Source organism: Gordonia rhizosphera NBRC 16068 (assembly GCF_000298195.1).
Classification (GTDB): domain Bacteria; phylum Actinomycetota; class Actinomycetes; order Mycobacteriales; family Mycobacteriaceae; genus Gordonia; species Gordonia rhizosphera.
In genome coordinates, this window is record NZ_BAHC01000046.1 from 62,544 (window position 1) to 87,789 (window position 25,246).

Annotated in this window: 23 protein-coding genes, 1 tRNA gene and 1 pseudogene; 10 read left to right on the top strand and 15 right to left on the bottom strand. The window is 68.9% G+C overall.

What is annotated here, in order from left to right:
* Positions 1 to 24 precede the first annotated feature (24 nt).
* Positions 25 to 3,834, top strand: a complete 3,810-nt coding sequence (locus GORHZ_RS04205; RefSeq protein WP_040530120.1) for an NACHT and WD repeat domain-containing protein — start codon at positions 25 to 27, stop codon at positions 3,832 to 3,834.
* A 112-nt stretch (positions 3,835 to 3,946) separates the two neighbouring features.
* On the opposite strand, the gene GORHZ_RS30525 is transcribed toward GORHZ_RS04205, so the two are convergent.
* From GORHZ_RS30525 to GORHZ_RS04220, 3 genes are all read right to left on the bottom strand, one after another.
* Positions 3,947 to 4,225 (bottom strand): hypothetical protein, encoded by a 279-nt coding sequence (locus GORHZ_RS30525; RefSeq protein WP_006330659.1) that lies wholly within the window; start codon positions 4,223 to 4,225, stop codon positions 3,947 to 3,949.
* 131 nt (positions 4,226 to 4,356) lie between these two features.
* Positions 4,357 to 5,238 (bottom strand): hypothetical protein, encoded by an 882-nt coding sequence (locus GORHZ_RS04215; protein WP_006330660.1) that lies wholly within the window; start codon positions 5,236 to 5,238, stop codon positions 4,357 to 4,359.
* Positions 5,239 to 5,506: 268 nt separating this feature from the next.
* A tRNA-Thr gene (locus tag GORHZ_RS04220) sits at positions 5,507 to 5,581 on the bottom strand.
* Between the two features lie 4 nt (positions 5,582 to 5,585).
* Here GORHZ_RS04220 and GORHZ_RS04225 point away from each other — a divergent pair.
* The 4 genes from GORHZ_RS04225 to otsB all read left to right on the top strand — a co-directional run bounded on the left by GORHZ_RS04225 (position 5,586) and on the right by otsB (position 9,665).
* Positions 5,586 to 7,058: a threonine/serine exporter family protein gene (locus GORHZ_RS04225; RefSeq protein WP_006330661.1), complete on the top strand. Its 1,473-nt coding sequence runs from the start codon at positions 5,586 to 5,588 to the stop codon at positions 7,056 to 7,058.
* A 115-nt stretch (positions 7,059 to 7,173) separates the two neighbouring features.
* Positions 7,174 to 7,335 carry a hypothetical protein gene (locus GORHZ_RS31205; protein ID WP_006330670.1) on the top strand — a complete coding sequence of 54 codons (162 nt, stop codon included), beginning with the start codon at positions 7,174 to 7,176 and terminating at the stop codon, positions 7,333 to 7,335.
* Positions 7,336 to 7,341: 6 nt separating this feature from the next.
* Positions 7,342 to 8,880 (top strand): alpha,alpha-trehalose-phosphate synthase (UDP-forming), encoded by a 1,539-nt coding sequence (locus GORHZ_RS04230; RefSeq protein WP_006330671.1) that lies wholly within the window; start codon positions 7,342 to 7,344, stop codon positions 8,878 to 8,880.
* Positions 8,877 to 9,665, top strand: coding sequence for a trehalose-phosphatase (gene otsB / locus GORHZ_RS04235; RefSeq protein WP_006330672.1), 789 nt, complete (start codon positions 8,877 to 8,879; stop codon positions 9,663 to 9,665). The genes GORHZ_RS04230 and otsB overlap by 4 nt, the downstream gene beginning before the upstream one ends.
* Positions 9,666 to 9,688: 23 nt before the next feature.
* Here otsB and GORHZ_RS04240 read toward each other — a convergent pair whose 3' ends face one another.
* Both GORHZ_RS04240 and GORHZ_RS04245 read right to left on the bottom strand, forming a co-directional pair.
* The gene (locus GORHZ_RS04240; protein WP_040530126.1) at positions 9,689 to 10,501 is read right to left on the bottom strand and encodes a transglutaminase-like domain-containing protein; all 813 of its coding nucleotides are present in this window, start codon (positions 10,499 to 10,501) and stop codon (positions 9,689 to 9,691) included.
* Positions 10,502 to 10,556: 55 nt separating this feature from the next.
* Positions 10,557 to 11,678 (bottom strand): ROK family transcriptional regulator, encoded by a 1,122-nt coding sequence (locus GORHZ_RS04245; RefSeq protein WP_006330674.1) that lies wholly within the window; start codon positions 11,676 to 11,678, stop codon positions 10,557 to 10,559.
* A 194-nt stretch (positions 11,679 to 11,872) separates the two neighbouring features.
* Between GORHZ_RS04245 and GORHZ_RS04250 the strand changes: the two genes are divergently transcribed.
* On the top strand, positions 11,873 to 12,637 hold the full coding sequence (locus tag GORHZ_RS04250) for an SDR family NAD(P)-dependent oxidoreductase (RefSeq protein WP_006330676.1): 765 nt from the start codon (positions 11,873 to 11,875) through the stop codon (positions 12,635 to 12,637).
* A 3-nt stretch (positions 12,638 to 12,640) separates the two neighbouring features.
* Here GORHZ_RS04250 and GORHZ_RS04255 read toward each other — a convergent pair whose 3' ends face one another.
* Both GORHZ_RS04255 and GORHZ_RS04260 read right to left on the bottom strand, forming a co-directional pair.
* On the bottom strand, positions 12,641 to 13,903 hold the full coding sequence (locus tag GORHZ_RS04255) for a L,D-transpeptidase (RefSeq protein ID WP_006330677.1): 1,263 nt from the start codon (positions 13,901 to 13,903) through the stop codon (positions 12,641 to 12,643).
* 22 nt (positions 13,904 to 13,925) lie between these two features.
* Positions 13,926 to 14,534, bottom strand: a complete 609-nt coding sequence (locus GORHZ_RS04260) for a helix-turn-helix domain-containing protein (RefSeq protein ID WP_040530173.1) — start codon at positions 14,532 to 14,534, stop codon at positions 13,926 to 13,928.
* Between the two features lie 12 nt (positions 14,535 to 14,546).
* Between GORHZ_RS04260 and GORHZ_RS04265 the strand changes: the two genes are divergently transcribed.
* Positions 14,547 to 15,512 (top strand): class I SAM-dependent methyltransferase, encoded by a 966-nt coding sequence (locus GORHZ_RS04265; protein WP_083877180.1) that lies wholly within the window; start codon positions 14,547 to 14,549, stop codon positions 15,510 to 15,512.
* A complete protein-coding gene (locus GORHZ_RS04270; RefSeq protein WP_006330680.1) occupies positions 15,509 to 16,447 on the top strand; it encodes an NAD(P)/FAD-dependent oxidoreductase in 939 nt (312 codons plus the stop codon). Before GORHZ_RS04265 ends, GORHZ_RS04270 begins: the two co-directional genes overlap by 4 nt.
* Positions 16,448 to 16,453: 6 nt before the next feature.
* Here GORHZ_RS04270 and deoC read toward each other — a convergent pair whose 3' ends face one another.
* Entirely contained in the window at positions 16,454 to 17,131 is a 678-nt protein-coding gene (gene deoC / locus GORHZ_RS04275) for a deoxyribose-phosphate aldolase (protein WP_006330681.1), read from the bottom strand.
* A 33-nt stretch (positions 17,132 to 17,164) separates the two neighbouring features.
* Here deoC and purU point away from each other — a divergent pair, with 33 nt between their 5' ends.
* Positions 17,165 to 18,073, top strand: coding sequence for a formyltetrahydrofolate deformylase (purU, locus tag GORHZ_RS04280; RefSeq protein WP_040530129.1), 909 nt, complete (start codon positions 17,165 to 17,167; stop codon positions 18,071 to 18,073).
* Between the two features lie 28 nt (positions 18,074 to 18,101).
* On the opposite strand, the gene GORHZ_RS04285 is transcribed toward purU, so the two are convergent.
* From GORHZ_RS04285 to GORHZ_RS04310, 6 genes are all read right to left on the bottom strand, one after another.
* Complete coding sequence (locus GORHZ_RS04285) at positions 18,102 to 18,902, bottom strand: hypothetical protein (protein ID WP_006330684.1); 801 nt, start codon at positions 18,900 to 18,902, stop codon at positions 18,102 to 18,104.
* A 352-nt stretch (positions 18,903 to 19,254) separates the two neighbouring features.
* Positions 19,255 to 20,286 carry an LmeA family phospholipid-binding protein gene (locus GORHZ_RS04290; protein WP_006330686.1) on the bottom strand — a complete coding sequence of 344 codons (1,032 nt, stop codon included), beginning with the start codon at positions 20,284 to 20,286 and terminating at the stop codon, positions 19,255 to 19,257.
* A gap of 11 nt (positions 20,287 to 20,297) precedes the next feature.
* Complete coding sequence (locus tag GORHZ_RS04295; RefSeq protein ID WP_040530132.1) at positions 20,298 to 21,116, bottom strand: carbon-nitrogen hydrolase family protein; 819 nt, start codon at positions 21,114 to 21,116, stop codon at positions 20,298 to 20,300.
* 40 nt (positions 21,117 to 21,156) lie between these two features.
* Complete coding sequence (locus GORHZ_RS04300) at positions 21,157 to 21,939, bottom strand: hypothetical protein (RefSeq protein ID WP_006330690.1); 783 nt, start codon at positions 21,937 to 21,939, stop codon at positions 21,157 to 21,159.
* A gap of 4 nt (positions 21,940 to 21,943) precedes the next feature.
* Positions 21,944 to 22,453: a DUF2505 domain-containing protein gene (locus GORHZ_RS04305; RefSeq protein WP_006330692.1), complete on the bottom strand. Its 510-nt coding sequence runs from the start codon at positions 22,451 to 22,453 to the stop codon at positions 21,944 to 21,946.
* A 15-nt stretch (positions 22,454 to 22,468) separates the two neighbouring features.
* On the bottom strand, positions 22,469 to 22,963 hold the full coding sequence (locus GORHZ_RS04310) for a DUF2505 domain-containing protein (protein ID WP_006330693.1): 495 nt from the start codon (positions 22,961 to 22,963) through the stop codon (positions 22,469 to 22,471).
* Between the two features lie 59 nt (positions 22,964 to 23,022).
* On the opposite strand from GORHZ_RS04310, the pseudogene GORHZ_RS04315 reads away from it, so the two are divergent.
* Positions 23,023 to 24,105 (top strand): annotated as a pseudogene (locus GORHZ_RS04315) (UDP-N-acetylmuramate dehydrogenase); the annotation flags it as partial.
* Positions 24,106 to 24,173: 68 nt separating this feature from the next.
* On the opposite strand, the gene GORHZ_RS04320 reads toward GORHZ_RS04315, so the two are convergent.
* Complete coding sequence (locus tag GORHZ_RS04320; RefSeq protein ID WP_006330695.1) at positions 24,174 to 25,244, bottom strand: alpha/beta fold hydrolase; 1,071 nt, start codon at positions 25,242 to 25,244, stop codon at positions 24,174 to 24,176.
* Positions 25,245 to 25,246 lie beyond the last annotated feature (2 nt).

A 25,246-nucleotide genomic window follows, 5' to 3' on the forward strand; every position in this document is an offset into this window, starting at 1 on the left:
GTCGGGGGGCTTCGGGGATTGACAGTGGATTTCGGTGAGGCGTTGGCCCGGCTGTTCGTGCAGGCCGGGCGTCCGACGCTGCGCGCGGCCGCGGCGCGGTCGACGGTGTCGGCGCAGCGAATCAGTGACTGGCGCAACGGGCGCCATCTGCCGCGCGACTTCGGGACCGTCGAGCCGCTGCTGGTATGGCTCACCTCCCGCGCGGTCTCGTCGGGTCAGGAACATGTCCTGACGATGCCGCAGTGGAAGGATCTGTGGGATCAGCGTCTGACCGAACCGACCGCCTACGAGACCGCGCCGTCGACCCCGACGGCCGGGGTCACCCGCCCCTACGCGGGTCTGTCCAGCCTGACCGCCGCAGACAGCGACGTGTTCTTCGGTCGCGACGATCTCATCGCGACGCTCGTCGACACCATCCTCGACACCGCCGCGGCCCCGTCCGGACCGCGGCTGATCGTCGTCACCGGCGTCTCGGGATCGGGCAAGTCGTCGCTGCTCGACGCCGGACTCGCGCGCGACCGGCGGCTTCCGACGCCGCGACGCGCCCGGATCACCGCTGCGGGTGTGCGCATCGCCGACTCCCCCATCGCCGACGCGCCCACCGGCACCGCCACCACCGACAACGCCGCCGCAGACAACGCCGCAGACCCGACGTGCCCCGACGTCATCGTCCTCGACCAGTTCGAGAGCGTGTTCGCGCTGCCCGACGACGCCGTCGTCGACGCCATTCGCGAGGTCGAGTCCCTGGCCCACGACTCGGTCGTCGTGCTGGGCGTGCGCGCCGACTTCTTCGGCCAGTGCGTCGAGTTCGCGGTCCTGGCGCAGGCCTGGCAGTCGCGATGCGTCATCGTCCCCGAGATGACCGGCGCCCAGCTCCGCGAGGTCATCACCGGCCCGGTCCGGCTGGCCGGTGGACGGATCGAGTCCGGGTTGGCCGACGTGATGATCGCCGACCTGCACGCCGCATCGACTGTCGGCGACCGCGCCGGCCGCCTCCCGCTCCTCGCGCACGTGCTCGCGGCCACCTGGGCGCGACGATCGGGCAACCGGATGACGATCTCGGGGTACCGTGCCACCGGCGGCATCGCGCGGGCCGTGGCCGACACCGCCGAGGCCGCCTGGTCGGCCGTCGACCGCGAGGACCACACCCTCGCGCGTGCCCTGCTGCTCGCCCTCGTGCATGTCGCCCCCGGCGGGATCGCCCTGCGCGTCCCACTGCACACCGACACCATCGCCGACCGGTTCGGACCGCGCGTGTCGCGTGTCATCGACGTGTTCGCCCAGGCCCGGCTGCTGATCGTGACCTCGGACTCGGTGATGCTCGTCCACGACGTCGTCCTCACCTCCTGGCCGAGGCTCGCGGACTGGATCGCCGGCGATTCCGGTATCCACCTCTGGCGCCAGCAACTCGACGCCGACACGGCCGCGTGGGCCGAGGCCGGGCACAGCCGGTCCTTCCTGTACACCGGATCGCGGGTCGACACCGCCCGGCAGTACCGGGCCGCGCTGCAGCGCAACTACCAGCACCTACTGTCGGCCGAGAACGAGGAGTTCATCGACGCCGCGGTCGTCCAGCAACGTCGACGACGCATCGTGCGGGTGGCCTCGATCGCAGTCGTCGTCGTCCTCGCCGTGGTGTCCACGATCACCGCCGCCTTCGCCGTCACCCAGGCCCAGGACCTCACCCGGCAACGTAACAGCGCCGAACGCGCGGCGCTGCTCTCGCACATCGACAGCCTGCAACAGACCCACCCCTCCCTCGCGGCCCGACTGCTGCTCGTCGCCCAGGACCTCTACCCCGACGATCCGACGGTGGACCAGCGGGTCCTCGGCGCCGCGACGAGTCCGCTGTCCCGGCCGCTGATCGGCCACAGCGGCCCCGTCTACGACGTGAGCTTCGACAGCAGCGGCAAGTACTTCGCCTCGGCCAGCGGCGACCGCACGGCCCGGCTCTGGGAACGCACCGACGACGACTCGTTCCGGTCGGTGGCGACGCTGTCCGGCTACGGCAACTACCTGACCTCGACCGCCTTCCACTCCACGCGAGGGTTCCTGGCCACCGGCAGCGGCGACGGGACCGTGCGGATCTGGGACATCCGCACGCCCGCGACACCGCATCAGCAGACAGTGGTCACCCCCGGCCATGGAACCGTCTACCTGGTGCGGTTCTCCCCCGACGGACGACATCTGGCCGCGTCGTCGGATGACGGGTCGGTGACGATCTACGCCGTCGGCGACGACGGATCGCTGCGCGAGACCACCGTGCTCGCCGCACACCGCGGTGCCGCACGGACGCTGTCCTACAGCGACGACGGTCGGCTGCTCGCCACCGGAGGCGACGACCAGGTGGTGCGGTTGTGGGACACCGTCGACGGCGACCACCCGGTGCCGGCCGGCCCGCCGATCACCGGCTTCCCCAGCATCACCCATTCGGTCGGATTCAGCCCCGACAGCCGCTCGCTGGCGGTGACCGGGGACAGCGCCAACGCCCAGCTGTGGAACGTCACCGACCCGGCACACCCGGCCCCGATCACGGCATCGCTGCCCGGCGTGACGGGCGGATCGTGGTCGATCACCTACGGACCGGCCGGCGATCAGGTGGCCTCGGCCCGCTCGGACGGCGCGGTGATGGTGTGGAACACCGTCAACCAGGCCATGCCGGCGACCCAGTGGACACTCCAGTCGTCGAGCGCGCAGGCGCCCGAACAAGGGTCGGTGCGCGCGTTCTCGACGGCGTTCGCCCCCGACGGCGGCCGACTGGTGGTCGGCAGATCGGACGGGACGATCGACCTGTGGCATCTGCCGTCGAGCGTGATGCCCGACCGGGGCGGCACCGTCACCGGGCTGGCCAACAGCGCCGACGGTCGCGTACTGACCACGGTCGGCACCGACACCACGCTCAACATCTGGACCGATGGACCAGACGGGTGGACCCAGCACGCCCGCACGCCCATCGAAAGGCGCGTCAACGACCACCCGTCGGTGACCGTGAACGCCTCCGGCACCCAGGCCGCGACGGCCAACAACAACGGCGGCCGCGTGCAGCTGTGGAACATCGGTGACCCGGACGCGCCGACGCTGACCGCGCAGCTGTCGGTGCAGACGCGCTACACGAACGCGATCGCATATGCACCGCACGCCGACATCCTCGCCGTCGGGGCCACCGACACGACGGTGCAGTTATGGGACACGACCGACCCACGCCGGCCGTCCCGGATCGGTGCGCCGCTGGCCGGGCCCGGCGACCTCGTCCGCAGCGTCGCGTTCAGTCCCGACGGTTCCCGGCTGGTCGTCACCTCCGACGACAAGCGAACCTACCTCTACGACCTCACCGCCGGGACCGAACCGTCGGCGGTCATCACCGACTCGAGTCCGGCCACACGAGCGGTGTTCGCACCGAACGGCCGCACCCTGATCGTCGCGGCCCGCGACCTGACCACCTGGGATGTCTCGGGCGACCGCGCAATCCTGGTCGACCGGTTGGCCAATACCCACGCGGTGACGCTGTCGCTGTCACTGCACCGGCTCGTCGTCGGGACCGCGACGCATCATCTGACGACGTATGCGCTCGATCCGTCGGGACACCTCGGTGACGAGCAGGCGATCGTGCCGTTGGTGACCACCACCGACACCACCACGACGTGGCGACTACCGCCGCACATGTCCGACGACGCCACGATCATGACCGGCGGCGACATCACCGGCAGCATCCACCTGCAGACCACCGACCTCGCCACCGCGAACAGGTGGATCTGCGACACCACGCCGAAACTCACCGCATCGCAGCGCGCGACCTACCTGCCCCACGCCGACGTGCCCGACGAGTGCGGCTGAGCCGGCGCCGCGTCACCCCACCGCGCCACCAGAACACGAACGCGCACCCGTCCCGCTCGTGCGTACGTCGAGACTGCGCGTGCGCAGGAGAGGTGCGCGTGGGTTCGGACGATCAGTACTCGGGGAACAACGACAGGGCGAACTCCCCCAGCGGCACCAGTTCCGGGTTGGTGACCATCGCCCGGTCGATGCCCAACTTGATGTTGTCCAGCGTGGGCGCTGCGTTCTCCACGGTCGGTTCGATCGTCGGCAGTTGTGCCGCACTCGCCGGCGCCGACGCGAAGGCCACCGCGCCCGCCATCGCCGCCCCGGCCACACCGGCCACCGCCAGCCGACGTACGACGACGCCCCGCCGACGTCGCCCCGTCACGTCTTCGATTGCACGACCCATGATTTCGGACCGCCTTCCCCCGCACCGCGGCGCGAGTGTCGTGGTGTTTGACTGCAGTCACCCACGGTAGGCGATCGGGGCCGCGCGGGACGGTATCCCACGCGACCCCGATCGGTTCACCTCGGTTCAGATCACATCCCGGGCAGCACGGAACGGATCAGGTCGTTCGCCCGACCCAACTCCGGACTGGTCTCCACGGCGCGATCGACGGCGCGCGCGATGTTGTCGATCGTCGGCTGGGCCGCGGCCATCACCGGCTCCGGGATCACGGGTGCCGGGATCACCGGCGGCGTCCACACCGGCGTCTCGACCGCGGGCGCGGCGACGGGCGTCTCGGGCAGCGGCGCGGCGAGCGGAACCTGCTGCGACGCATAGGTCGACCCGATGCCGGCGCCGATGGCAGCACCGATTCCGGCACCGACCGCAGCACCGACCAACGGAGCGCCCACGAGAACCAGCGCCCCGCCGGTTGCCACGGTCAGCGGGATGGCTAGGCCACAGGCCGCGCTGAGCCCCGGTCCCACCCCCGGAGCAGCAAGCAGGGCACCACACACGACCGCCGTCGCCGGTGCCACGACCGGCGCAAGAACCGGTCCCGCCAGGAGGCCCACTCCGAAACCGACCACCGCACCGATACCGGCACCGACCGCAGTCGACGTCCCGATCTGCTGCGGAGTCGCCACGGTGTGCCGACCGAAGTCGGCACCGGGCAGCGCGGCGATTGGTGACGCGACCATCGGCGCGGACCCGGCGACCGGCGCCACGAAGGGCGCGCCCACGGTCCGCGCGACGTTCTCGACCTGGATCACAGATGCGGCCAATGGATTGACGGCCTGCACCCCGGCCGACGCCGACGGCGCCGTCATCGCCAGTGCCCCGGCCATCGCCACACCGGCCAACCCGGCCCCGACCAGGCCGCGACGGCCGAATCGCGTGTTGGTTTGCGGCGCTGCCGTACCGGCCGCCGCGTCGATCGGACCGCATGCGCGGTCCACAAGAATCCCCCGACTCATTTGTTTCTGCCTTCCCCCCGCACACCACGGCGCGAGAGTCGTGATGAAATGCTGGCGCTGCCAATGTAGACCGATGGGCCCGCAACATTCGCGTCCAAGTGACCGACGTCGCATCGTGGGTTCCGGGTGGGAGGGGCCGCAGGCGGCCGATGGCTACACTCGGTGCCGGGTCGGCCCACCCGGGCCCGGGATCTCGTGATCGGCGCAGTCGCCGCGTCGTCTGACCGTGCGCGACGAGCCGCCGTCGGTCTCAACCCGACAATCCGTGTGGAGCCCCCTGTCAGGATTGAACTGACGACCGCTCGCTTACAAGGCGAGTGCTCTACCACTGAGCTAAGGAGGCCTGCGTGCGCGAGTATATCGGCCGCGCGTTGGGGTTCTTGAACCCAGTCCGCCTGATCGGTGACCGTCAGGCGACGATCGACACCATCGAGCCGGGCAGCATCATGGTGGCGCCCCGTAAACCGATCGACCGGTTCGACGTCGCGGCGATCACCGAGGTTCTGGACCTCGCGGCGAAAATCGGTGCAGTGCTGCTGGATTCGGGCACTGCGGCGATCGACACCCAACGACAGATCGAGTTCGTGGCGGCCATCTACGGCCTCGAAGACGTCGAGGTCGATGTCACGTACAACACCATCATCGTGAGTGCACGTCGCGGCGCGACCCTTCCGCCGATCACGACCATGGAGCAGGTCTACTACCGCTCGCTGGACTTCACCCGGCTCGCACAGATCGACCGTCTCGTGCGCGGCATCCGCAACATGGCCATCACGCCCGGGAATGCCCATCGGCGGGTTGACGCGATCATCAACGCGCCGCATCCCTACCCGCACTGGGTCGCGAACGGCTCGTGGGGAATGATGGCGGCCGGCATCGCCGTGCTGCTGGGCGGTGGCGGGCTGGCCGCGGTGCTCGCGTTTGTCACCACGGTTGTCATCGTCGTGGTCAACCGGCGGTTGAACCGGCTCGGTACGCCGGTGTTCTTCCAGCAGCTCACCGGCGGCTTCATCGCGGTGGTTCCGGCCGCCGTCACCTTCGGCCTCATCGACCGCCTCCCCGTCGAGCTCTCGCCGTCCCTGGTCATCGCGGCCGGGATCGTGGTCCTGCTGTCGGGTTTGTCATTGGTCGGTTCGGTCCAGGACGCGATCACCGGGGCCCCGATCACCGGTGTGGCTCGCTTCTTCGAACTCGTGCTGATGACCGGCGGCCTGATCGCGGGCGTCGGCATCGCTATCAAGCTCCTCGAGGAGGGCGGTATCTACCTGCCGACCTTCACCGCCAACACCGCCTTCGCGGCCGTCGACGTGCCGATCCAGATGTTGTCCGGCGCCGTCGCCTCGGCAGCGTTCGCGCTGGCCAGCTATGCCGAGCGACGCGCCCTCCCGGTCGCGTTCATGGCCGGGGCGATCGGTGCGGCGATCGTTGCTGCATTCACCCTGTTCACGGTCGGCGATGTCGTCGCCTACGGTGTCGCGGCAGCCGTCGTCGGTCTCGTGGGCGGTCTGCTGGCACGTCGCGCACTGACCCCGCCTCTGGTCGTCGCGGTAGCGGGTATCACCCCGCTGCTCCCTGGTCTGGCCGTCTACCGCGGCCTCTACGGGCTGCTCAACGAGCAGACCGTCGTGGGCATCACCTGGATGACCAACGCCTTCGCCATCGGCGTTTCGCTGGCCGCCGGCGTGACCCTCGGCGAGTTCATCGCACGGTCGTTGCGTCGGCCGCAGCTGTCGGTCCGGCCGAGGTGGATGACGGTGCTCCGCCCCGACCGAGTCAACGTACGTCCACACCTCCCACGGCGACGGCAACCACCGACCTGATCCGAGCATCGCGACCGACCGGGTAGAATCAGGTGTCGCGCACGCCACGGCCTGCGCACACGCGGCTGCCGCACCGGTCGCCGCACCCCGAGCACGACGCGATCATGAGGACGAAATGCCTGCGAAGACCACCGACATCACCGACGACGAGCTGGAACCAGTCGCCGACGAGACCGCCAGTTCGGCGCGTCGTGTCGTCGCCGCCTACGCCACCGACGCCGACGAATGCCGGATGCTGCTGTCCATGCTGGGGATCGCACCGGGCGAAAACGCCTAGGCACTAATGGCGGATTCCGCAGAGGTTCCGAACGGCGGGTCAACCGCCAACCACATCTCCGGTGACGCACAGTTCGTCGTCGTCGCGAACCGGCTGCCGGTCGACAAGGAGGTGCTGCCCGACGGATCTGTGCACTGGAAGCGCAGCCCGGGCGGCCTGGTCACCGCACTCGAGCCGATCCTCCGCCAGCAGACGGGGGCCTGGGTCGGCTGGTCGGGTATCGCCGACTCCGACGACAACCCCGACATACCCGGAGTAGAGATCCACGCGGTGCCGCTGTCGGCCCAGGAGATCGCCGAGTACTACGAGGGTTTCTCCAACGCGACGCTGTGGCCGCTCTATCACGACGTCATCGTCAAACCCGAGTATCACCGCGAATGGTGGAACACCTACGTCGAGGTGAACCGCCGCTTCGCCGAGGCGGCCGCGAAGGCCGCCGGGCCCGGAGCCACGGTGTGGGTGCAGGACTATCAGCTGCAGCTCGTCCCCAAGATGCTGCGCATGCTGCGGCCCGATCTCAAGATCGGGTTCTTTCTGCACATCCCGTTCCCACCGGTCGAGCTGTTCATGCAGAACCCATGGCGAACCGAGATCGTCGAGGGTCTGCTCGGCGCCGACCTCATCGGCTTCCATCTACCCGGCGGAGCGCAGAACTTCCTCTACCTGGCACGGCGACTCGCCGGGCAGGCCACGAGCAAGGGCACCGTGGGTGTGCGTTCCCGCTTCGGCGTGGTGCAGGTCGGCTTCCGGACGGTGCGGGTCGGCGCGTTCCCGATCTCGATCGATTCCGGCGAACTCGACCGCAAGGCCCGGTCCAAGGAGGTCCGCAAACGTGCCGCTGAGATCCGCAAGGAACTCGGCAACCCGAAGACGATCCTGCTCGGTGTGGATCGCCTCGACTACACCAAGGGCATCGACGTCCGACTCAAGGCCGTGTCGGAGTTGCTGGCGGAGAAGCGGATCGATCCCGCGGAGACCGTGATGGTGCAGCTGGCCACCCCGAGCCGCGAACGCGTGGACTCCTACGTCAAGATGCGTGCCGGCATCGAACAACTCGTCGGCAACATCAACGGGTCCTACAGCAGCGTCGGTCAGCCCGTCGTGGAGTACCTGCACCGCCCCATCCCGCGCGACGACCTGATCGCCTTCTTCGTCGCCGCCGACGTCATGCTCGTGACCCCGATGCGCGACGGGATGAATCTGGTCGCGAAAGAGTACGTCGCGTGCCGCAGTGACCTCGGCGGCGCATTGGTGCTCAGCGAGTTCACCGGCGCCGCAGCGGAACTGCGCAGCGCTTACCAGGCCAATCCGTACGACCTCGAGGGCGTCAAGGATGCGATCGAGGAGGCGGTGCATCAGAATGCGCACGAGGGCCGCCGCCGGATGCGTGCTCTGCGGCGTCAGGTCCTGACCCACGACGTCACCAAGTGGGCGCAGAGCTTCCTGGGAACCTTGGCGGCCACGACGGAGACCGCCTCCGACGCCAACCGCGGCGTCCACCTCGTCGAAAGCAACGAGCAGCCGACCGACGGCCCAGACGCGTGAGCCACAACGGAATCCCCTCCGACCTGGCCGGAGCACTCGACGTCGCGGCACGTGTCCCGCGTCTGCTGCTGTCGTCGGATTACGATGGCTGCATCTCGCCCCTGGTGTCACGACCCGAGGACGCCGTACCGAACCCGGCCTCGATCACGGCAATCGTGGCCGCGGCCGGACTGCCCGACACCGTCACAGCGGTGGTGTCGGGACGCGAACTCGCGGTGCTCGCCCAGTTGTCGGGTCTGACCCCGCCGGTGCACCTCATCGGCAGCCACGGCAGCGAGTTCGACACCGGCTTCGTCGCCGAGATCACCGACGAACATCGATCGCTCCTCGAGCGGTTGATCGCCGAACTCCGTTCCATCGCAGCCGATTACCAGGGATCGATGGTCGAGACCAAACCGGCGAGCACCGTCATCCACGTGCGCAACGCCGCGCGCGCGGACGCCGACGCCGCCCTCGAGCGCACCCGGTCGGGCCCGGCGACATGGCCGGGCGTGCAGGTGACCGAGGGCAAGGAGGTCATCGAGCTCGCCGTGATCGAGACCAGCAAGGGCCATGCCCTCGATCTGATGCGTGAACGGTTCGCCGCGGACGCGGTCATCTATCTCGGCGACGACGTCACCGACGAGAAGGCCTTCGCCCACCTGCGAACGGCGAACGGGGACATCGGAATCAAGGTCGGCGACGGTGACACCGTCGCCGGTTTCCGGATCACCGACACCCACGACGTCGCCGGCGTACTCGAGTTTGTGGTCGCGGCACGGCAGGGCTGGCTGGCCTCACGCTGACCGCGCATGGCCGGTTGGGAACATCAACCCAGACGAATACGTTCCGCGCCGGTGTCGATCGGCAAGTCGCCGTCGACGAACGCGGTGACCTTGTAGTAATTGAGGTTGATCAACCCGCGGTGGTTGTCGAGGAAGGCGGTGTCGGCGGCGTCGCGGCCGGTGGAGATCCGCACCAGGGTCTGGCGCGGGGCGAGCCCGGTGGCATCGATCGCGACCCACTCGCCGTCGATGATCGCCTCGGCGACGGCATGGAAGTCCATGGGGTCACAGCCGGGCGCGTACACCGCGACGAGGCGGGCAGGGATGTTCAACGCCCGCAGCAGCGCGACGGCGAGGTGTGCGTAGTCGCGGCACACCCCGGCACCGGCCAGCAGCGTGTCGGCGGCTCCGTCGATCGGGTCACTGGCACCCGGGATGTAGCTCAGTCGCTGTGCGACGAAATCGGCCACCTGCGCGATCAGGACTCCCGGCGACTCGTCGATGTCGAACTGCCCCGCGACGAATCCGAAGAACTTGTCGCATTCGGCATATCGGCTGGGGCGCAGGTAGATCGAGTGGTCAGTGGTCAACACGGGGATAGGATAGGCCGGCGTCTCGATGTGGGCGGAGTAGTCGATGACCACGAGACCCGACTCGACCCGGAGTCGATGGATGCGGCTACCGTGCTCGCCCACGATCTCCTCCGGCCACAGGGACCGGCCGTCTACCGTCACGGCGAGTTCCTCGGTCACCGTCAGCCCGGGCAGTTTCGCCACCGCAATCTGCATTTCCAGTTCGGTGGGTGCGGACACATACACCTCGAGAGTGGCGGACACATCGCGTGGTGGTGGGATCATGGCCCCACCGTAGGGGATGTGTCCCCAAACAGTCACATGAGACGTGACGAGCCACTCAGCCCGTGCTCGTCGCCGCCACCGGGTCGGCGTAGATCACGCTGAGCGCGACGACGACGGCAGCACTCTCCTGAACGCGAATTCCGAAGCGGGACGGGGAGATCTCGAGAGTCCGGGATGTGGTCGTGGCAGCGTCGAAGGCCGCCTGCACGGGGGCCAGGCCGTCGGGATGCGCTGCGAAGGCGTCTCCGGCGACGACCACCGCATCCGGGTTGATCACGTCTCTCATCATCGCGACAACCGTGCCGAGCACGTCGGCTCGCTCGTCAACGATGACCGACGCGCCGGCCGCGACACCGAGCCGTTCTGCCGCCTCACGATCGACACGGCCGCCGATCACCTGTTGCAGGCGTGCCCGCCCTCCGGGTACGAGCACCGGAGCGTCGACGGGGAGATGCGCGATCGACCCCGCCCCGTGCAGCGGCATGTGGACCTTGCCGTCGATCGTCATCGCCATGCCGACCGTCTCGCGGGCGTAGAAGAACAATCCGGTGCCCTCGAACTCGCGCGGATAGGTCAACAGCAATTCGGCCGCGGCCATGGCCTGCACGTGCTCGCACACCGAGACCGGCACGCCGAGCGCGTCGGCGAGCATCGGACCGACCGCCACCCGCCGCCATCCCAGCACCGGATGATCGACGACGCCCGACGACGCGTCGACCGCACCACCCGCCGCGACACCTCCCCACAGCAGCCGCCGCCCGCTGAAACGTGCAGCGAGGTCGCGCAGTTGGATGCACAAGTCACCGACCTCGGCGGCATCGCGTGGGGTGCGGACCGCGTGACTGTAGAGCGTCCGGCCGCCGAGATCGGCGATGGCGAGCAGGGTGCGCCGCGCTCCGATGTGCATGCCGGCCACGCAGAGGTGGTCGCGGTCGAGGGTGAGCGGATTCTTGGGCCGTCCGATGCCGCCCGGGTCGACCAGTTCGGGTCGCTCGACGACGAGGCCCAGGCCGCACAGGTTGGTCACCTGCCGGTTGATGGTCGCCGGCGACAGCGTCGTCGCCGCCGCGAGATGATCCCGGGTGACCGGGCCGTTGACGCGCACCGCCTGCAACACGGCGGCCGCCGGTAGCGCGCCGACCTGCAGGGCCGCGGGGACGACTCCGGAGGGCGACATGGCAACCAATCTAGTGGTGTGTCTCGGAAATAGGCGACCCGTCTCCGGTGGAGCGATCGGCGATCTGGCAAGGCGGAGGAGGGAGCGATAGCGGCGCTATCGTGACCGACGACAACGCGGCCAGGCGTCGATCGAACGCCGGAGACGAGTTGCCCATTTTCGAGACGCACCATTAGCGAAGCTAAGCTGATCGCATGAGCAGCAGCACCGCACAGGCAGGGTCCGCGGAACAGAAGGTCGCGGTGGTCACCGGCGCGAGTTCGGGTATCGGAGCCGCCACCGCACGTCAGCTGGCCGCACAGGGCTATCACGTGGTCCTGGGCGCACGCCGCACCGACCTGGTCGACGAGCTGGCAACCGAGATCGGCGGCACCGGACGGCAGCTCGACGTGACCGACGAGGCCTCGGTCGATGCGTTCCTCGAAGGTCTGGACCGGGTGCACGTGCTGGTCAACAATGCCGGTGGGGCAAAGGGTTTGGACCCGGTCGCCGAAGCGGACCTCGACGACTGGCGCTGGATGTGGGAGACCAACGTGATGGGCACGTTGCGGATCACCAAAGGGCTCATCCCCGCGCTGATCGCCTCCGGTGACGGCCTCATCGTGACGATCACATCGATCGCGGCGATGGAGGCCTATGACAACGGCGCCGGGTACACCTCCGCCAAACATGCACAGGCGCTGCTGCACCGCACGCTGCGGTTCGAGTTGCTCGGGAAACCGGTACGCCTCACCGAGATCGCGCCCGGCATGGTGGAGACCGACTTCTCCCTCGTCCGTTTCGAAGGCGACAAGGAGCGTGCCGACGCCGTCTATCAGGGGCTCGATCCGCTATCCGCGGAAGACGTCGCCGAGGTGATCGGATTCGTCGCCTCACGCCCACCGCATGTGAACCTCGATCAGATCGTGCTCAAGCCTCGCGACCAGGCGTCGGCCCGGCGCAACATCAAGACCGGGTAGCACTCAGCCCGCCGGGGCGGGAGCCGCCGACGTCGGTGCACCCGACGGTGTCGCCGGAGCGGTCACCTGGGACGGGTCGCCCTTGATCGCCGACATCCCCTTCCAGGTCGACCAGTCGAAGGCCCAGTCGAAGATGTCGCCGTCGGCTTCCGACAACGCGATCCGGGTGCCGGTGACCTCGACCGGGTCGCCGTAGACGGCCGTGGCGAAGTACCGCTGTGCGTTCTCCAGGGACAGGTTGATGCATCCGTTGGTCACATTCGACGAACCCTGTACCCCAACGGTTTCCGGATTGGCGTGGATGAACTCACCGTTGTTGGAGATGCGAACCGCCCAACGTTCGCGCACGTTGAAATATCCGGCGGCGGGATTGCTCATGTAGAAGTCCTCGTACTTCTCGGTGACCACGTGAATCCCGGAACGTGTCACGTTGCGGTCGAGGTCGCCTTCGCCGTAGCTGCACGGCAGGGTCATCAGCACCCCGCCGTCGCGCACCACCACGATCTGATGCGACGAGGCCTCCGCCTGCACCACCTGGGACCGGCCGATGCTGAAATCGCTGGTCACATCGGCTGCGCCATACGCGCCTTCGCCGAGGTCGACACCGTAGAGCTTCGCGGCCATGTGCACCTTCGTACCCGGCGCCCAGTACTCCTTGGGCCGCCAGTGCACGCGGGAACCGTTGTCCTCGCCGAGCCACGCCCACGCCCCCTCCGTGGCGGGTTCGGTGGTCACCGACAGCGCCTTCTCGGCCGCCTCTTTGTCCTCGACGGTGCCGTCGAACTTGAGGATGATCGGCGCGGCGATCCCGACCTCCTGACCGTCACCGATGTTGACGACGACGTTGAGCTGGGAATCCGGCGCCAACGTGGTGAACGATCCCTCGACCGGCGTGGTCAGTCGGTCCAGCCCGGTCGCACTGCCGCTCCAGGTGTAGGTCACCCCGTAGCCGAGCGGTTCGCTGACCGTGAAGGTCTGCTGGTCGTCGGACATCGAGCCGGCGACGACCTTGCCGTTGGGATTGACCAGCTTGATGTCGGGGTTGAGCCGGCCGTTTTCGGCCTTCACGGAGAACGTCGCGGTCGGGTTGGGCGCCTCGTCGGAGTCGAGCGCAGGGGTGTAGACGACGCGAACCGTCGGCGTCTTGGGTGCGGCCTGATCGGCGGCTGTGTCGTCGCGTGTGCAGGCGGCGACGGCCACACCGACGGTGCCGAGGCCGGCGGCAGCGAGGACCGTGCGGCGGCTGAAGGAAGGATGCGCGCTCATATCGGTTCCAGAATACCGGCGGTCAGCTGGCAAAACCCGCTGCGCCACCTGTGACGTCGCTGATGGCGACGTCGCGCAGATGCGCGCGCTCACCGTTGTGGTCGAAGATCGACATGACCTCGGCGGGCCCGCCGTCGGCCGTGATGGCGTGCGGGACCATCGTCGAGAACTGTGCGGCCTGACCAGCGGGAACGGTGATGACGCGCTCCCCGAGACGTAGCCGGACCGTGCCCGACAGCACGAGAAACCACTCCCGCCCCGGGTGCACGCGCAGGTCGTCGGGGCCCACCGTGGGTTCCGGCGTCATCCGCATCTTGGCCACCGACACCCCGCCGGGCGCACTGTCACGCGACAACTTCCACACCGTCCGGCCAGGTGTGCCGTGCGGTTCGGGACGGATGACCACGTCCTCGTCGTCGGCCGCCTCGACGAGCTGATCCAGGGAGGTGTCGAGCGCGCGGGCAATCGGCACCAGCTGATCGAGGGCGACCCGGCGGTGCCCCGTCTCGATCCGGCTCAACGTGGACGGGCTGAGATAGCAGCGCGCAGCGAGCGCGTCGAGAGTCCAGCCCTTGGCCAGGCGCAGGCCGCGGATACGCTGCCGGACCACTGCGTCAATTTCTTGCTCCATACGCAAGAGAGTATGCGCACAGCGCATATCAGCGCTAGTTTCGCAGATATGCACCCCGATCACGGCCACCCCGGACAGCATCACCATGGCCATCAGCACCCGGACCTCAAGCACCACGGGCATGAGCACCACGGGCATGAGCACCCCGGCCATCAGCCCGACCCCGACGTAATGGCCACCGTCCTCGACCTCGACGCCGTGGTGTGCGGCGAATACCTCACCGACATCCCCGACCAGATCGCGGAGCGGATCGTCGAGCCGCGCACCATCGTCGATCTGGGTTCCGGGACCGGCACCGGCACGCTGGCGTTGGCGCGTCGCTTTCCCACCGCTCGCGTGGTGGCCCTCGACAACTCGTCCGACCTGCTGACGCGCGTCGCCGGGGCGGCCGCCGACGCCGGACTCGCCGATCGGGTGACCATCACGACCGCCGACCTCGACGCCGCCCTCCCGTCGGGCCTGACCGACGTCGATGTCGTGTGGGCGTCGTCGACGTTGCATCACTTCGCGGACCCGGACGCACTGTTGCGGTCGGTCTACCGTGCGCTGCGCCCCGGCGGGATCCTCGCCGCCGTCGAGATCGACGAGTTGCCGACGTTCCTGGCCGCCGGCTCGGGCGGCCACGAGATGGAGTTGCGCCTGCGGTCCGCGATGGCCGACGGCGGCTGGAACGCACATCCGGACTGGGCGGGGACGATCACCGCCGCCGGATTCGAACTCGTCGAGACGCGCATCGTCGTCACCGATCCGGCCGATACGCCGGAACGCACCGCCGACTATGCCGTCGCCTGGCTGACGCACGCCCGGTCAGGACTGGCCGAGTCGCTCACCGCGTCGGAACGCGCCGCCCTCGACGCCCTGCTGTCCGACGATGACCCGACGTCGCTGCGCCGTCGCGACGACCTCGCCCTGCACGCCCGCCGGATCGCCTGGATCGCGCGACGGCCCGCGACAACCCTCGGAGAGGAACTCTCATGAGAAGTACCGACTACGACGTCGTCATCGTCGGCGGCGGACCGGCCGGACTGAGCGCCGCCGTCGCGTTGGGCCGTTCACTGCGGTCGGTCCTCGTCGTCGATGCCGGCCGGCCCCGCAACGCCCCGGCCGCCGGCGCACACAACGTGCTCGGCCACGAGGGCATCCCGCCGGCCGAGCTACTCGCCCGGGGCCGCGACGAGGCGCGCGGATACGGTGTCGAGATCCGTGCCGGCGAGGTCGCCGACGCCACCCGCGATGGCGACGGCTTCACGTTCCGCCTCGCCGACGGGGACACCGTGACGGCGCGGCGACTGCTGCTCGCCGCCGGCCTCGTCGACGAACTGCCCGACGTCCCAGGGGTGGCCGACCTGTGGGGATCGTCGGTCCTGCACTGCCCGTACTGCCACGGGTGGGAGGTCCGCGGGCAGCGGATCGGGGTGCTCGGCACCGGCGCCATGTCGGTCCATCAGACGCTGATGTTCGCCCGGCTCAGCGACGACATCACCCTGTTCACCCACACCATGACGCCGGAACCCGAACAGGTCGAACAGCTTTCGGCCCTGGGCGTGCGCATCGTCGAGGAGCGGGTGGAACGGCTCGGCATCGTCGGGGACACGCTGCGATCGGTCGTGCTGGCCGACGGTCGGGCCGTCGAGCGCGACGCGCTGCTCGTCGCACCGCGGTTCGTCGTCCGCTCGGAACTCTTCACACGACTCGGCGGTGAACTCGCCGATCATCCCATGGGCGGACAGCACATCCCGACGGGTCCGATGGGCGCCACCGATCTGCCCGGTGTGTGGGCCGCGGGCAACGTCGCCGATCTCTCCGCGACGGTCGCGGTGTCGATGGGCGCCGGCGTGTCGGCCGGCGCCGCGATCAATGCGGATCTGATCGCCGCGGACGTGCGCACGGCGATCGCCGCGGCCCGCGTCTAGTCGGTTCTAGTCGGGGAACCCTTCGAGCACCGCGCGCGAGGCGGACAGGCCCAGTCGGGTCGCGCCGGCGGCGATGAGGTCGGCGGCGAACTCGGCGGTCCGGATGCCGCCGCTGGCCTTGACGCCGACCCGGTCGGACACCGCCGCTCGCATCAGCGCGACCGCCTCCACACTCGCGCCGCCGCTGGGGTGGAATCCGGTCGAGGTCTTCACGAAAGTCGCGCCGGCCTGGGCGGCGCGGCGACTGACCTCCGAGACGGTGTCGGGTCCGGCGAACTCCAGCAGTGCCGCGGATTCGATGATGACCTTCAGGACGACCTGATCGCCGATCGCCTCGCGAACGATGAGCACATCGGCGAACACCTCGTCGAAGTTCCCCGCGATCGCGGCGCCGACGTCGATGACCATGTCGATCTCGTCGGCACCACTCTCGGCGGCCAGCCGGGCCTCCGACGCCTTCACCAGCGAGTGATGTTTACCCGACGGGAAGCCCGCCACCACGCAGGTCTTCAGCGCGCCGGTGTTGATCGGCAGCATCGACGGGGACAGACAGACCGCGTAAACGCCCAGGTCGGCCGCCTCCGCAACGGTCGCCTCGGCGTCGGCGCGGGTCGCCTCGGGTTTGAGCAGCGTGTGGTCGATGAGGGCCGCGACATCGCGACGGGTGAGGTCGGTGGTGATCACACAGACGAGCTTGGCACACTGTCATGCGTGGTAGTGCCTGAGACAACACCGACCGGTTCTCCAGCCGCGACGGCCGATGCGGAGCGGCGGTACGTCCTGACGTTGGGCTGCCCGGACCGCACCGGCATCGTCGCGCGTATCTCGGGTTTCCTCGCCGAGATCGGCGGCTGGATCACCGAGGCCGCCTACCACTCCGACGACGAGACCGGCTGGTTCTTCACCCGCCAGACGGTGCGGGCGGGTTCGGTCGCGATGAGCGTCGACGAGATGCGCGCGCGGTTCGCCACCGAGGTCGCCGCCGAGATCGGGCCGGAGACGGAGTGGCGGCTGACCGACACGGGCCAGGTGAAGTCGGTGGTGCTGCTGGTCAGCAAAGAGTCACACTGCCTCGTCGACCTGCTGGGGCGGGCCTACCGCGGCGAGTTGCCGGCGAGGGTGGACGCGGTGATCGGCAATCACCGTGATCTCGAGGGTCTCGTCACGCGTTTCGGGGTCCCGTTCCATCACGTGCCGTTCACACCCGATCGCAAGCCGGAGGCCTTCGACGAGGTCGCGCGGATCGTCGACGGCCATGCACCCGATGCGGTCGTGCTGGCGCGGTTCATGCAGGTCCTGCCGCCGCAGCTCTGCGAGGCATGGGCCGGCCGGGCCATCAACATCCACCACAGCTTCCTGCCGAGCTTCGTCGGGGCGCGGCCGTACCACCAGGCGTTCGCGCGCGGCGTGAAGCTCATCGGCGCGACGTGTCACTACGTGACCGCCGAACTCGACGCCGGCCCGATCATCGAACAGGATGTGGTTCGCGTCGACCACAGTGACACGGTCTCCGACATGGTCCGGCAGGGCCGCGACATCGAGACCGTCGTGCTGTCGCGCGGGCTGCGGTGGCACCTCGAGGACCGCGTGCTGGTGCACGGCCGTAAGACCGTCGTGTTCAACTAGCGGAGCTGGTTCCGCGGCCCTGTGTGGGTCAGAAGTCGAACCCGCCGAAGTCGCCGCCGCCGAAATCGCCGCCACCGTCGAAGAATCCGCCGGAGTCACCACCACCGAAGTCGCCACCACCGGCGTCGCCGCCGAAGTCTCCCCCGCCGTCGCCGGCGTCGAGGGCCCCGACGTCGCCACCCTCTCCGGCGCCGCTCTCGAACGCACTCGCGTCATACGGCACGCCGTGCATCCCACCGAAGAGCGACGAGAACAGCAGCATCGATCCGATACCCCACGCGCCGGCGACCAGCGCGGGCTTCCACCAGGGTTCGGAATACCAGCCCGCCGGCACCGGGCGTCCGGCGACCCGGCCGCCCGGATAGTAGTTGGGGGTCCGCGACGACGGGACCGGGGACGCCTCCACCTGCCGGCCCTCGAACTCCACGGTGCGGTCCTCGGTCACCGACCCGGCGATCTTCTGCCCGTCGAGTTCGGGGATCGCGGGGCCCGGATCCATGTTCATCGCGGTGCGGGCGGCACGGATGTAGTACAGCCCCTCGATCGCAGTCTGCTTGGCGAGCCGGGCCTGCGCGGGTGAGGAGGCCTGTTCGATCTGCGAACCGGCTGCGGTGTAGCGCTCACCGGCATCGGCCAGCGCCTGCTTGGACGCCGGGCCGTCGCCCACCAGCATGTAGACCTGCCCACCAAGCCGCTCGATCGCCTGCCGGGCGTCGGCCTTCGCGTCGTCGAGGGATTGGGCCGCACTGGCCCCCGACCGTTGCTGCGACACCATCACGATGCCCACGACGACCAGGACGACGACCACTATCAGGAACAGGGCGCTCATTTTCTCCTCCGGAAGAATCGGACATCACCGAGCGTACCGGGCCCGGCGATCGCGCTCCCGTCACCGCAGGTCGCAGTGATGCGCCCAGGGATGCCACCTCGTCGAGCGTGCACGAATTTCCGTCGAGTGTGCGTGATCGACGGGCCGGGCGCGCACGATCAACGCCCGCACGTGCACGGTCGACGCTTAGGCCTGTCGAGCGTGCACACGTCGGCATCGAGCGTGCACAGAATCCCGCTCCGGTGCGCACGATCGACGCTGCGGTGCGCACGACCGACGATGCGGTGCGCACGACCGACGATGCGGTGCGCACGGTCGACGGGTGTGGTGCGCACGATCGACGTGGGGTCGACTAAACCGAGCAACCGTCCGGTCCGCCCGAGAGCCCGCCGGCGAGGGCGACGTCGCTGCCGTCGACGGCGAAGTCGACACCCTGGTCGGTGACGGTGAGGTTCTCGACGGTGACCTCGTCGAAGAACGAGCCGAACATCGAGCCGGTGACGCTGTCGACGACCTGCTGGGCGAAGTTCGCCGGGATGCCGAAGATGAACGCGCTGGCCTTGACCACCTCGAAGTGCACGCGGCCGTCCTGCACGACCGGTTTGAGGGTGGTGGAGACCGGGATGGGCAGGATGGCGACCTGGACCGTCGAGTTCACCTCGATCGTGCCGGCCGCACCGTCACCGCTCATGGATTCGATGCTCGCACCGGACATCAGACCGCCACCGGCCTGGCCCGTGCCGTTGCCGGGCGCCGTCTGGGTGGCCCCGGACGAGTTGCTCATGGCCACAACACGATCGAACGGCACGTATCCGGTACCGACGAGCGAACCGATGGTGGCGGAGTCCCCGTCACCGGTGATGTTCTCGGCCCGCGCATGCAGGCGCATCTCGCCCGGCTGATCCTTCGTGTCGACCTGCACATACGGGATGTCCTTGCCGAAGCCCTGCAGCAGAATCGGTTTCCGGCTCAGCGACACCGTCGTCTGGGTCCCGGTCAGGTCGCTGAACGCACTCTCCAGACAGTTCTCGGTCTTGCTGCGGAGATAGAGTTCGCTGCCGACCGCGCCGATCACCAGCAGGACCACCGCGAGCGCGGCGATCGCGCCGATGATCTTGCCGGTGTTGCGCTTGGCCGGCGACGACGCGACCACGCCGGGCTGCGCCCCGGTGGGGATCGGTTCGAATCCGTCGGACATCGGGTAGTAGCCCGGCGTCGGGGTCTCGTCGAACTGTCGGGTCGGCACGCGCGGGCTCTGCGAGTACGCGCGCGGGGTCTCATCGGTCGGCGGCGACTGCAGTCGTGCGGTCGGGTCGCCGTCTCCCCCGTGCTGTGGCTCGTCGCCGCCGGTCTCGGAACTCCCCGGTTTCTCGCTGTCGGTCATGAGTGTGGTCCTCAGTTCGGCATCGGAGTGGCCGCCCGCGGAATCGGACGTAGGTTGTCCAGGACAGCCAGGGTCGCGCGGGCCTTTTCCACGACGGCCGGGTCGACGTCGTGGACGCCAACGTGCACGTCATCGTCGTATGCGGCGACCACGGTACCGAAGGGATCTGTGAGTTGGCTGTGACCTGTCCCGGTGGGCGCCGACGACCCGCGCGAGGCCGGATCGGTGGGCACGGCCTGCCCGACTGCGGCGACGAACGCGGTCGAATCGAGTGCCCGCGCCGTCGCGAGCACCTGCCACTGATGCACCTTGCCCGGCCCCGCTCCCCAGGACGCGGGCACCACGATCAGCTGCGCTCCGCGCAGCGCCAGTTCGGTGAACAGCGCCGGGAATCGGATGTCATAACACGTGGCCACCCCAACGGTGACCCCGCCGATGGCGAAGGTGACCGGCTCGGTCCCCGGTGCGACGGTGCGTGACTCGGTGAATCCGAACGCGTCGTAGAGGTGGATCTTGTCGTAGGACGAACGTGTGCCGTCCGGCTGCGCGATGAGCAGGGTGTTGCGGACGCGGTCGTCGTCGGGGGTGAACATGCCCGCGACGATGCTCAGCCCCTGACGGACCGCGATCGCGGACACCTCCGACGCCCACGGCCCGTCGAGCGGTTGTGCCACCGGGCCCAGCGGTACCCCGAACCGGCACATCGTGGCCTCGGGGAAGACGACGAGTTCGGCCCCCTCGGCCGCGGCGTCGGCGGCCGCCGACTCCACCAGCCCGAGATTGGAGACGGGGTCGGTGCCGGTGCTGATCTGCGCCATCGCGATTCGCATGGGACCCAGGGTAATCATCACGAGATGCCGAGTCGGTCATTCACTCGACCGGCAGCGGCGCCACCTCCGACCACGGCACCGTCAGGACGTTGTCGACGCTGCGGCCGCGGGAGATCACGCACTCGACACCGTCGGCGGCGAGCAGCTCGAGCGCCCGGCGCCACCGCACGCGCGGCCCGAACGCCGCGTGGGTCGCCGCGACATCCCAACAGCGGTCCGCGTGCCGGAGGAGTCGGTGGATGCGTTCACCGGGCACGTTGCGGTGGATCAGCGCCTTCGGGAGACGCTCGGCCAGTTCCGACGGACGGGCGGTGTGCTCGGGAGACCAGCTCAGCGTCAGGCTGCGGGGGCCGTCGGCGTCGAGCAGGATCCAGCAGCACCGACGCCCGATCTCGTCACAGGTCCCCTCGACGATGAGCCCGTCGGGCCCCAGCGCCGCCCGCATCGTCGCCCAGGCCTGCGCGACCTCGGACTCGTCGTACTGCCGCAGTACGTTGAACGCCCGGATCAGGTACGGGGACAGGCCGGCCACCTCGAACCCGCCGACCCCGAAACGGACGCCGTCACGCGGCTCGACGACGCGTTCGGGATCGATTTCGAGGCCGACCATCTGCAGATCGGGGGCGACGGCACGCAGCCGTCGGGCCATCTCGATCGTGGTGTCGGGGCGGGCTCCGTAGCCGAGGTCGACGACCAGCGGTCGCGGTGTCCCGGTGAGCACCCCGGTGATCGCGGGGTGGTGAGCCATCCACCGATCCACCCGGCGAAGGCGGTTGATGTTGGTGGTGCCGCGGGTGATCCGCCCGGACGGGCCCGGCGGCATCGGGTCAGAGGTTCTTCTTGACCCAGTCGGCCGCGTATTCGGCCTCGGCCCGGAACAGGTTGACGAGGTTGACCAGCATCAGCTGTTCGAGTTTGCCGTTGATGAAGGGGATGAACACCTTCACCTCGGTGGTCTTGCGGATGGTGCAGCCGGTCTCGGTGGGCACCAGTTCCTGCCAGCCGTTGAGGCTGCCCGGCCCGGCCGGGATGGATGCCGTGTAATCACCCTTGGTGAGGTCCGGGTCGAATGCGCCGAACGACTCCTCGCGGGTGATGACCATGTCCTTCATCAGCACGGTCTGGGCGAGCGGCGGGAGCTGGTGGCGACCTATGGTCTGCTTGAGGACGACCCGCATGCCCGTCTCGTCGGAGACGAAGGAGTCGACCTCGCAATGCGGCGAGATCATCTGGAATCCCGCCATCATGTCTTCCCAGTACTTCAGGGTGCTCTGCGCTTGAAAGAGCTTCTCCGCTGGTTCGGTGAAGCGCGCCGAATAGCTGAGCCGTCGTGCCATGACGTACAGGCTACGTTACCGATTCGTTGCCTCCCAATTCATCGTGTTTTCGTGTTCCGCGTCGAGAAGGGCGATCAGCTGCTCGATGATCGCCTTCTCGATCTTGCCGCCGACGAACGGGATGGGCACCTCGACGGTGGCCGAGTATCGGGTCGTGGCGGGATCGTTGCTGGTCAGGACGGTGCCGTGGACTTTGGCGGGGGTACCCGCAACGGTCGCGGTGATCTCTCCGGTGATCCGGTCCCCGGCCCAGGTGAAGGTGTTGTGACGCGGGATGTGTGCGTCACCCGACAATGCCGCCGACACCATCGACGGAAGCTTGTCCGCCGGCACGCCCTGCTTCAGGTACACCGTCACGGTGTCGTCGACGTGATGGAAGGACTCCAGCACGCCGTGGCTGGCGTTGATGGCTTCGAGGAGATCGTGCCAATACTGCTCGGTCGTCAGCACCTCCCACAGTCGCTGTACCGAGAAGGGATAGGACACCGCGTGTTCCATCTTGCTGGCCATGGGGATGAGGCTACCGGCTGGCGATCGCGCCGCCCGGATGACGGCCCCTTTCACCGACTACGACTAGCGTTACCCCGGTGACGACAACCCTTCTCGCCGATCTGACCACGCTGCGTCTGGGCGGTCCGGCACGGGCACTCGTCCGCTGCCCCGACACCCGCACGCTGGTGGAGGAGATCTCGGCACTCGACCGTGCCGGTGAGCCGGCCCTGGTGATCGGCGGCGGGTCGAATCTCGTTGTCGCCGACGAGGGGTTCGACGGGACCGCCGTCCTCGTCCGCAGTACCGGGGTGAGGTTCGGGACCGGCCGCGAGTCGGGCCGCGCACACGTCACCGCCGACGCCGGGGTCGGTTGGGATGACCTGGTCGGCGCCACCCTGGAAACCGGATTCGGTGGGTTGGAATGCCTGTCGGGGATTCCGGGTGCCGCGGGCACGACACCGGTGCAGAACGTCGGCGCCTACGGCGTCGAGGTCGCCGACGTGTTGCGCAGCGTGCAGGTCCTCGATCGCCGGACGGGCTCGCTGCGTTGGGTGTCCCCGTCGGAGTTGGGGCTCGGATACCGGACGAGCCGGCTGAAGTACCGCGACGAGTTCGTGGTGGTGGCCGTCTCGTTCTGGCTGAACGAGAACCGGGTCTCCCAATCCCTGCGCTACCGCGAGTTGTCGTCGGCGTTGGGTGTCGAACCGGGCGACACCGCCGACGCGATCGCGGTCCGCGAGGAAGTGCTCGCCCTGCGACGCGGCAAGGGCATGGTGCTCGATGATGACGACCACGACACCTGGAGCGCCGGCTCCTTCTTCACCAACCCGATCGTCACCGCGCAGGAGGCGCCCGCCGTCCTGCACCGGATCCGCAGTCGGGTCGGCGAGGACATCACGGTGCCGACCTATCCAGAGCCGGCCGGTGGGATGAAGCTGTCGGCGGGCTGGCTGATCGAGCGGGCCGGGTATGCGCGGGGTTACCCCGGCCCCTCCTCCCCGGTCCGGCTCTCGACGAAACACACATTGGCGCTGACCAACCGCGGCGATGCGACCACCGAGGAGCTGCTCGACCTCGCGCGCGACGTGCGCGCAGGGGTGCGGGCGGCGTTCGGGTTGACGCTGCATCCCGAACCCGTGCTGGTGAACTGTTCGTTGTAGTTGAGCAGCAACACGCACAATTCGCGCAAGCACGCAGAACTCTGCGTGATGCTGGGAGTTCTGTGTGTTCAGACGGTGGCCGGCGCGAGGTCGGCGAGGATCTCGTCGAGGAGTTCGTTGAAGCGGGTCGCCGCCTCGATGCTCGACATGTGCCCGACGCCGTCGAAGACCACCAGGTCGCGCAGTGCCCCGTTGCGCCGCAGCACCTCGGCCATCTGTTCGGCGTGTGCCGGCGGGGTCAGTCGGTCCTCGGTGCCGACGACGACTGTCGTCGGCACGCGCAGCGCCTCGAGGCCGGCGGTCACGTCGAGGGTGCCCATCGCCGATCCCCACCCGGCCCGTGATCTCGGTGGGCACGCCGCGATCATCTCGTCGACGAAGTCGACGTGCGCCTTGCGTGCGTGCGGGCCGAGCGCGATGTAGTGCGATAGCCACGCGGCGCGACCGGAGCGCAGCAACGGCATCGGTGTGCTGGTGAACAGCCTGGCGACCAGGGGCTCGAAGGGCTTCGAGTAGCGGGGCAGGTCGGCGGGTAGCAGCAGGTGATTCTTCAGGACCGCCACGGCCGCGGTGGAGGTGAGGACCACCCCGGACACCCGTGACGCCACGGTGTCGGGGTGCTGCGCGGCCCACGACATGATCGTCATGCCGCCCATGCTGTGGCCGACGAGGACCGCTCGCCGTCCCTCCGGCACGACCTCCGCCAGTACCGCGTCGAGATCGCGACCGAGCATCGCGATCGTGGGCCGGGTCCGGCCGAGTTCACTGCGGCCGTGTCCCCGCTGGTCGTAGGCGACCACCGGGCGTGTCGGGGCGAGGTGGTTGATCTGCGGATACCAGTAGCCGGTGTTGCAGGTCCAACCGTGGACCAGGACGACGATGTCATCGTCGGACCCGGCGTCGTCGGGACCGTAGTGCTCGACGTTGATGCGGGCACCGTCGGCGGTCTCGACCCACTCGCGCAGCATCCCGGTCGTCGGCGCGGCCAGCATCTCGTCCGGACCGTCGTCGATGGCGCGTTCGGCGCGGAATGCGTCACGCAGCAGTCTTGTGGCGATGGTCCCCATCCCCACCGCCACGGCTGCGGCGCCGGCCGCAGCGATGCCACCGGCGGCGATCGCCAGCGTTCGTCTCTTCATCG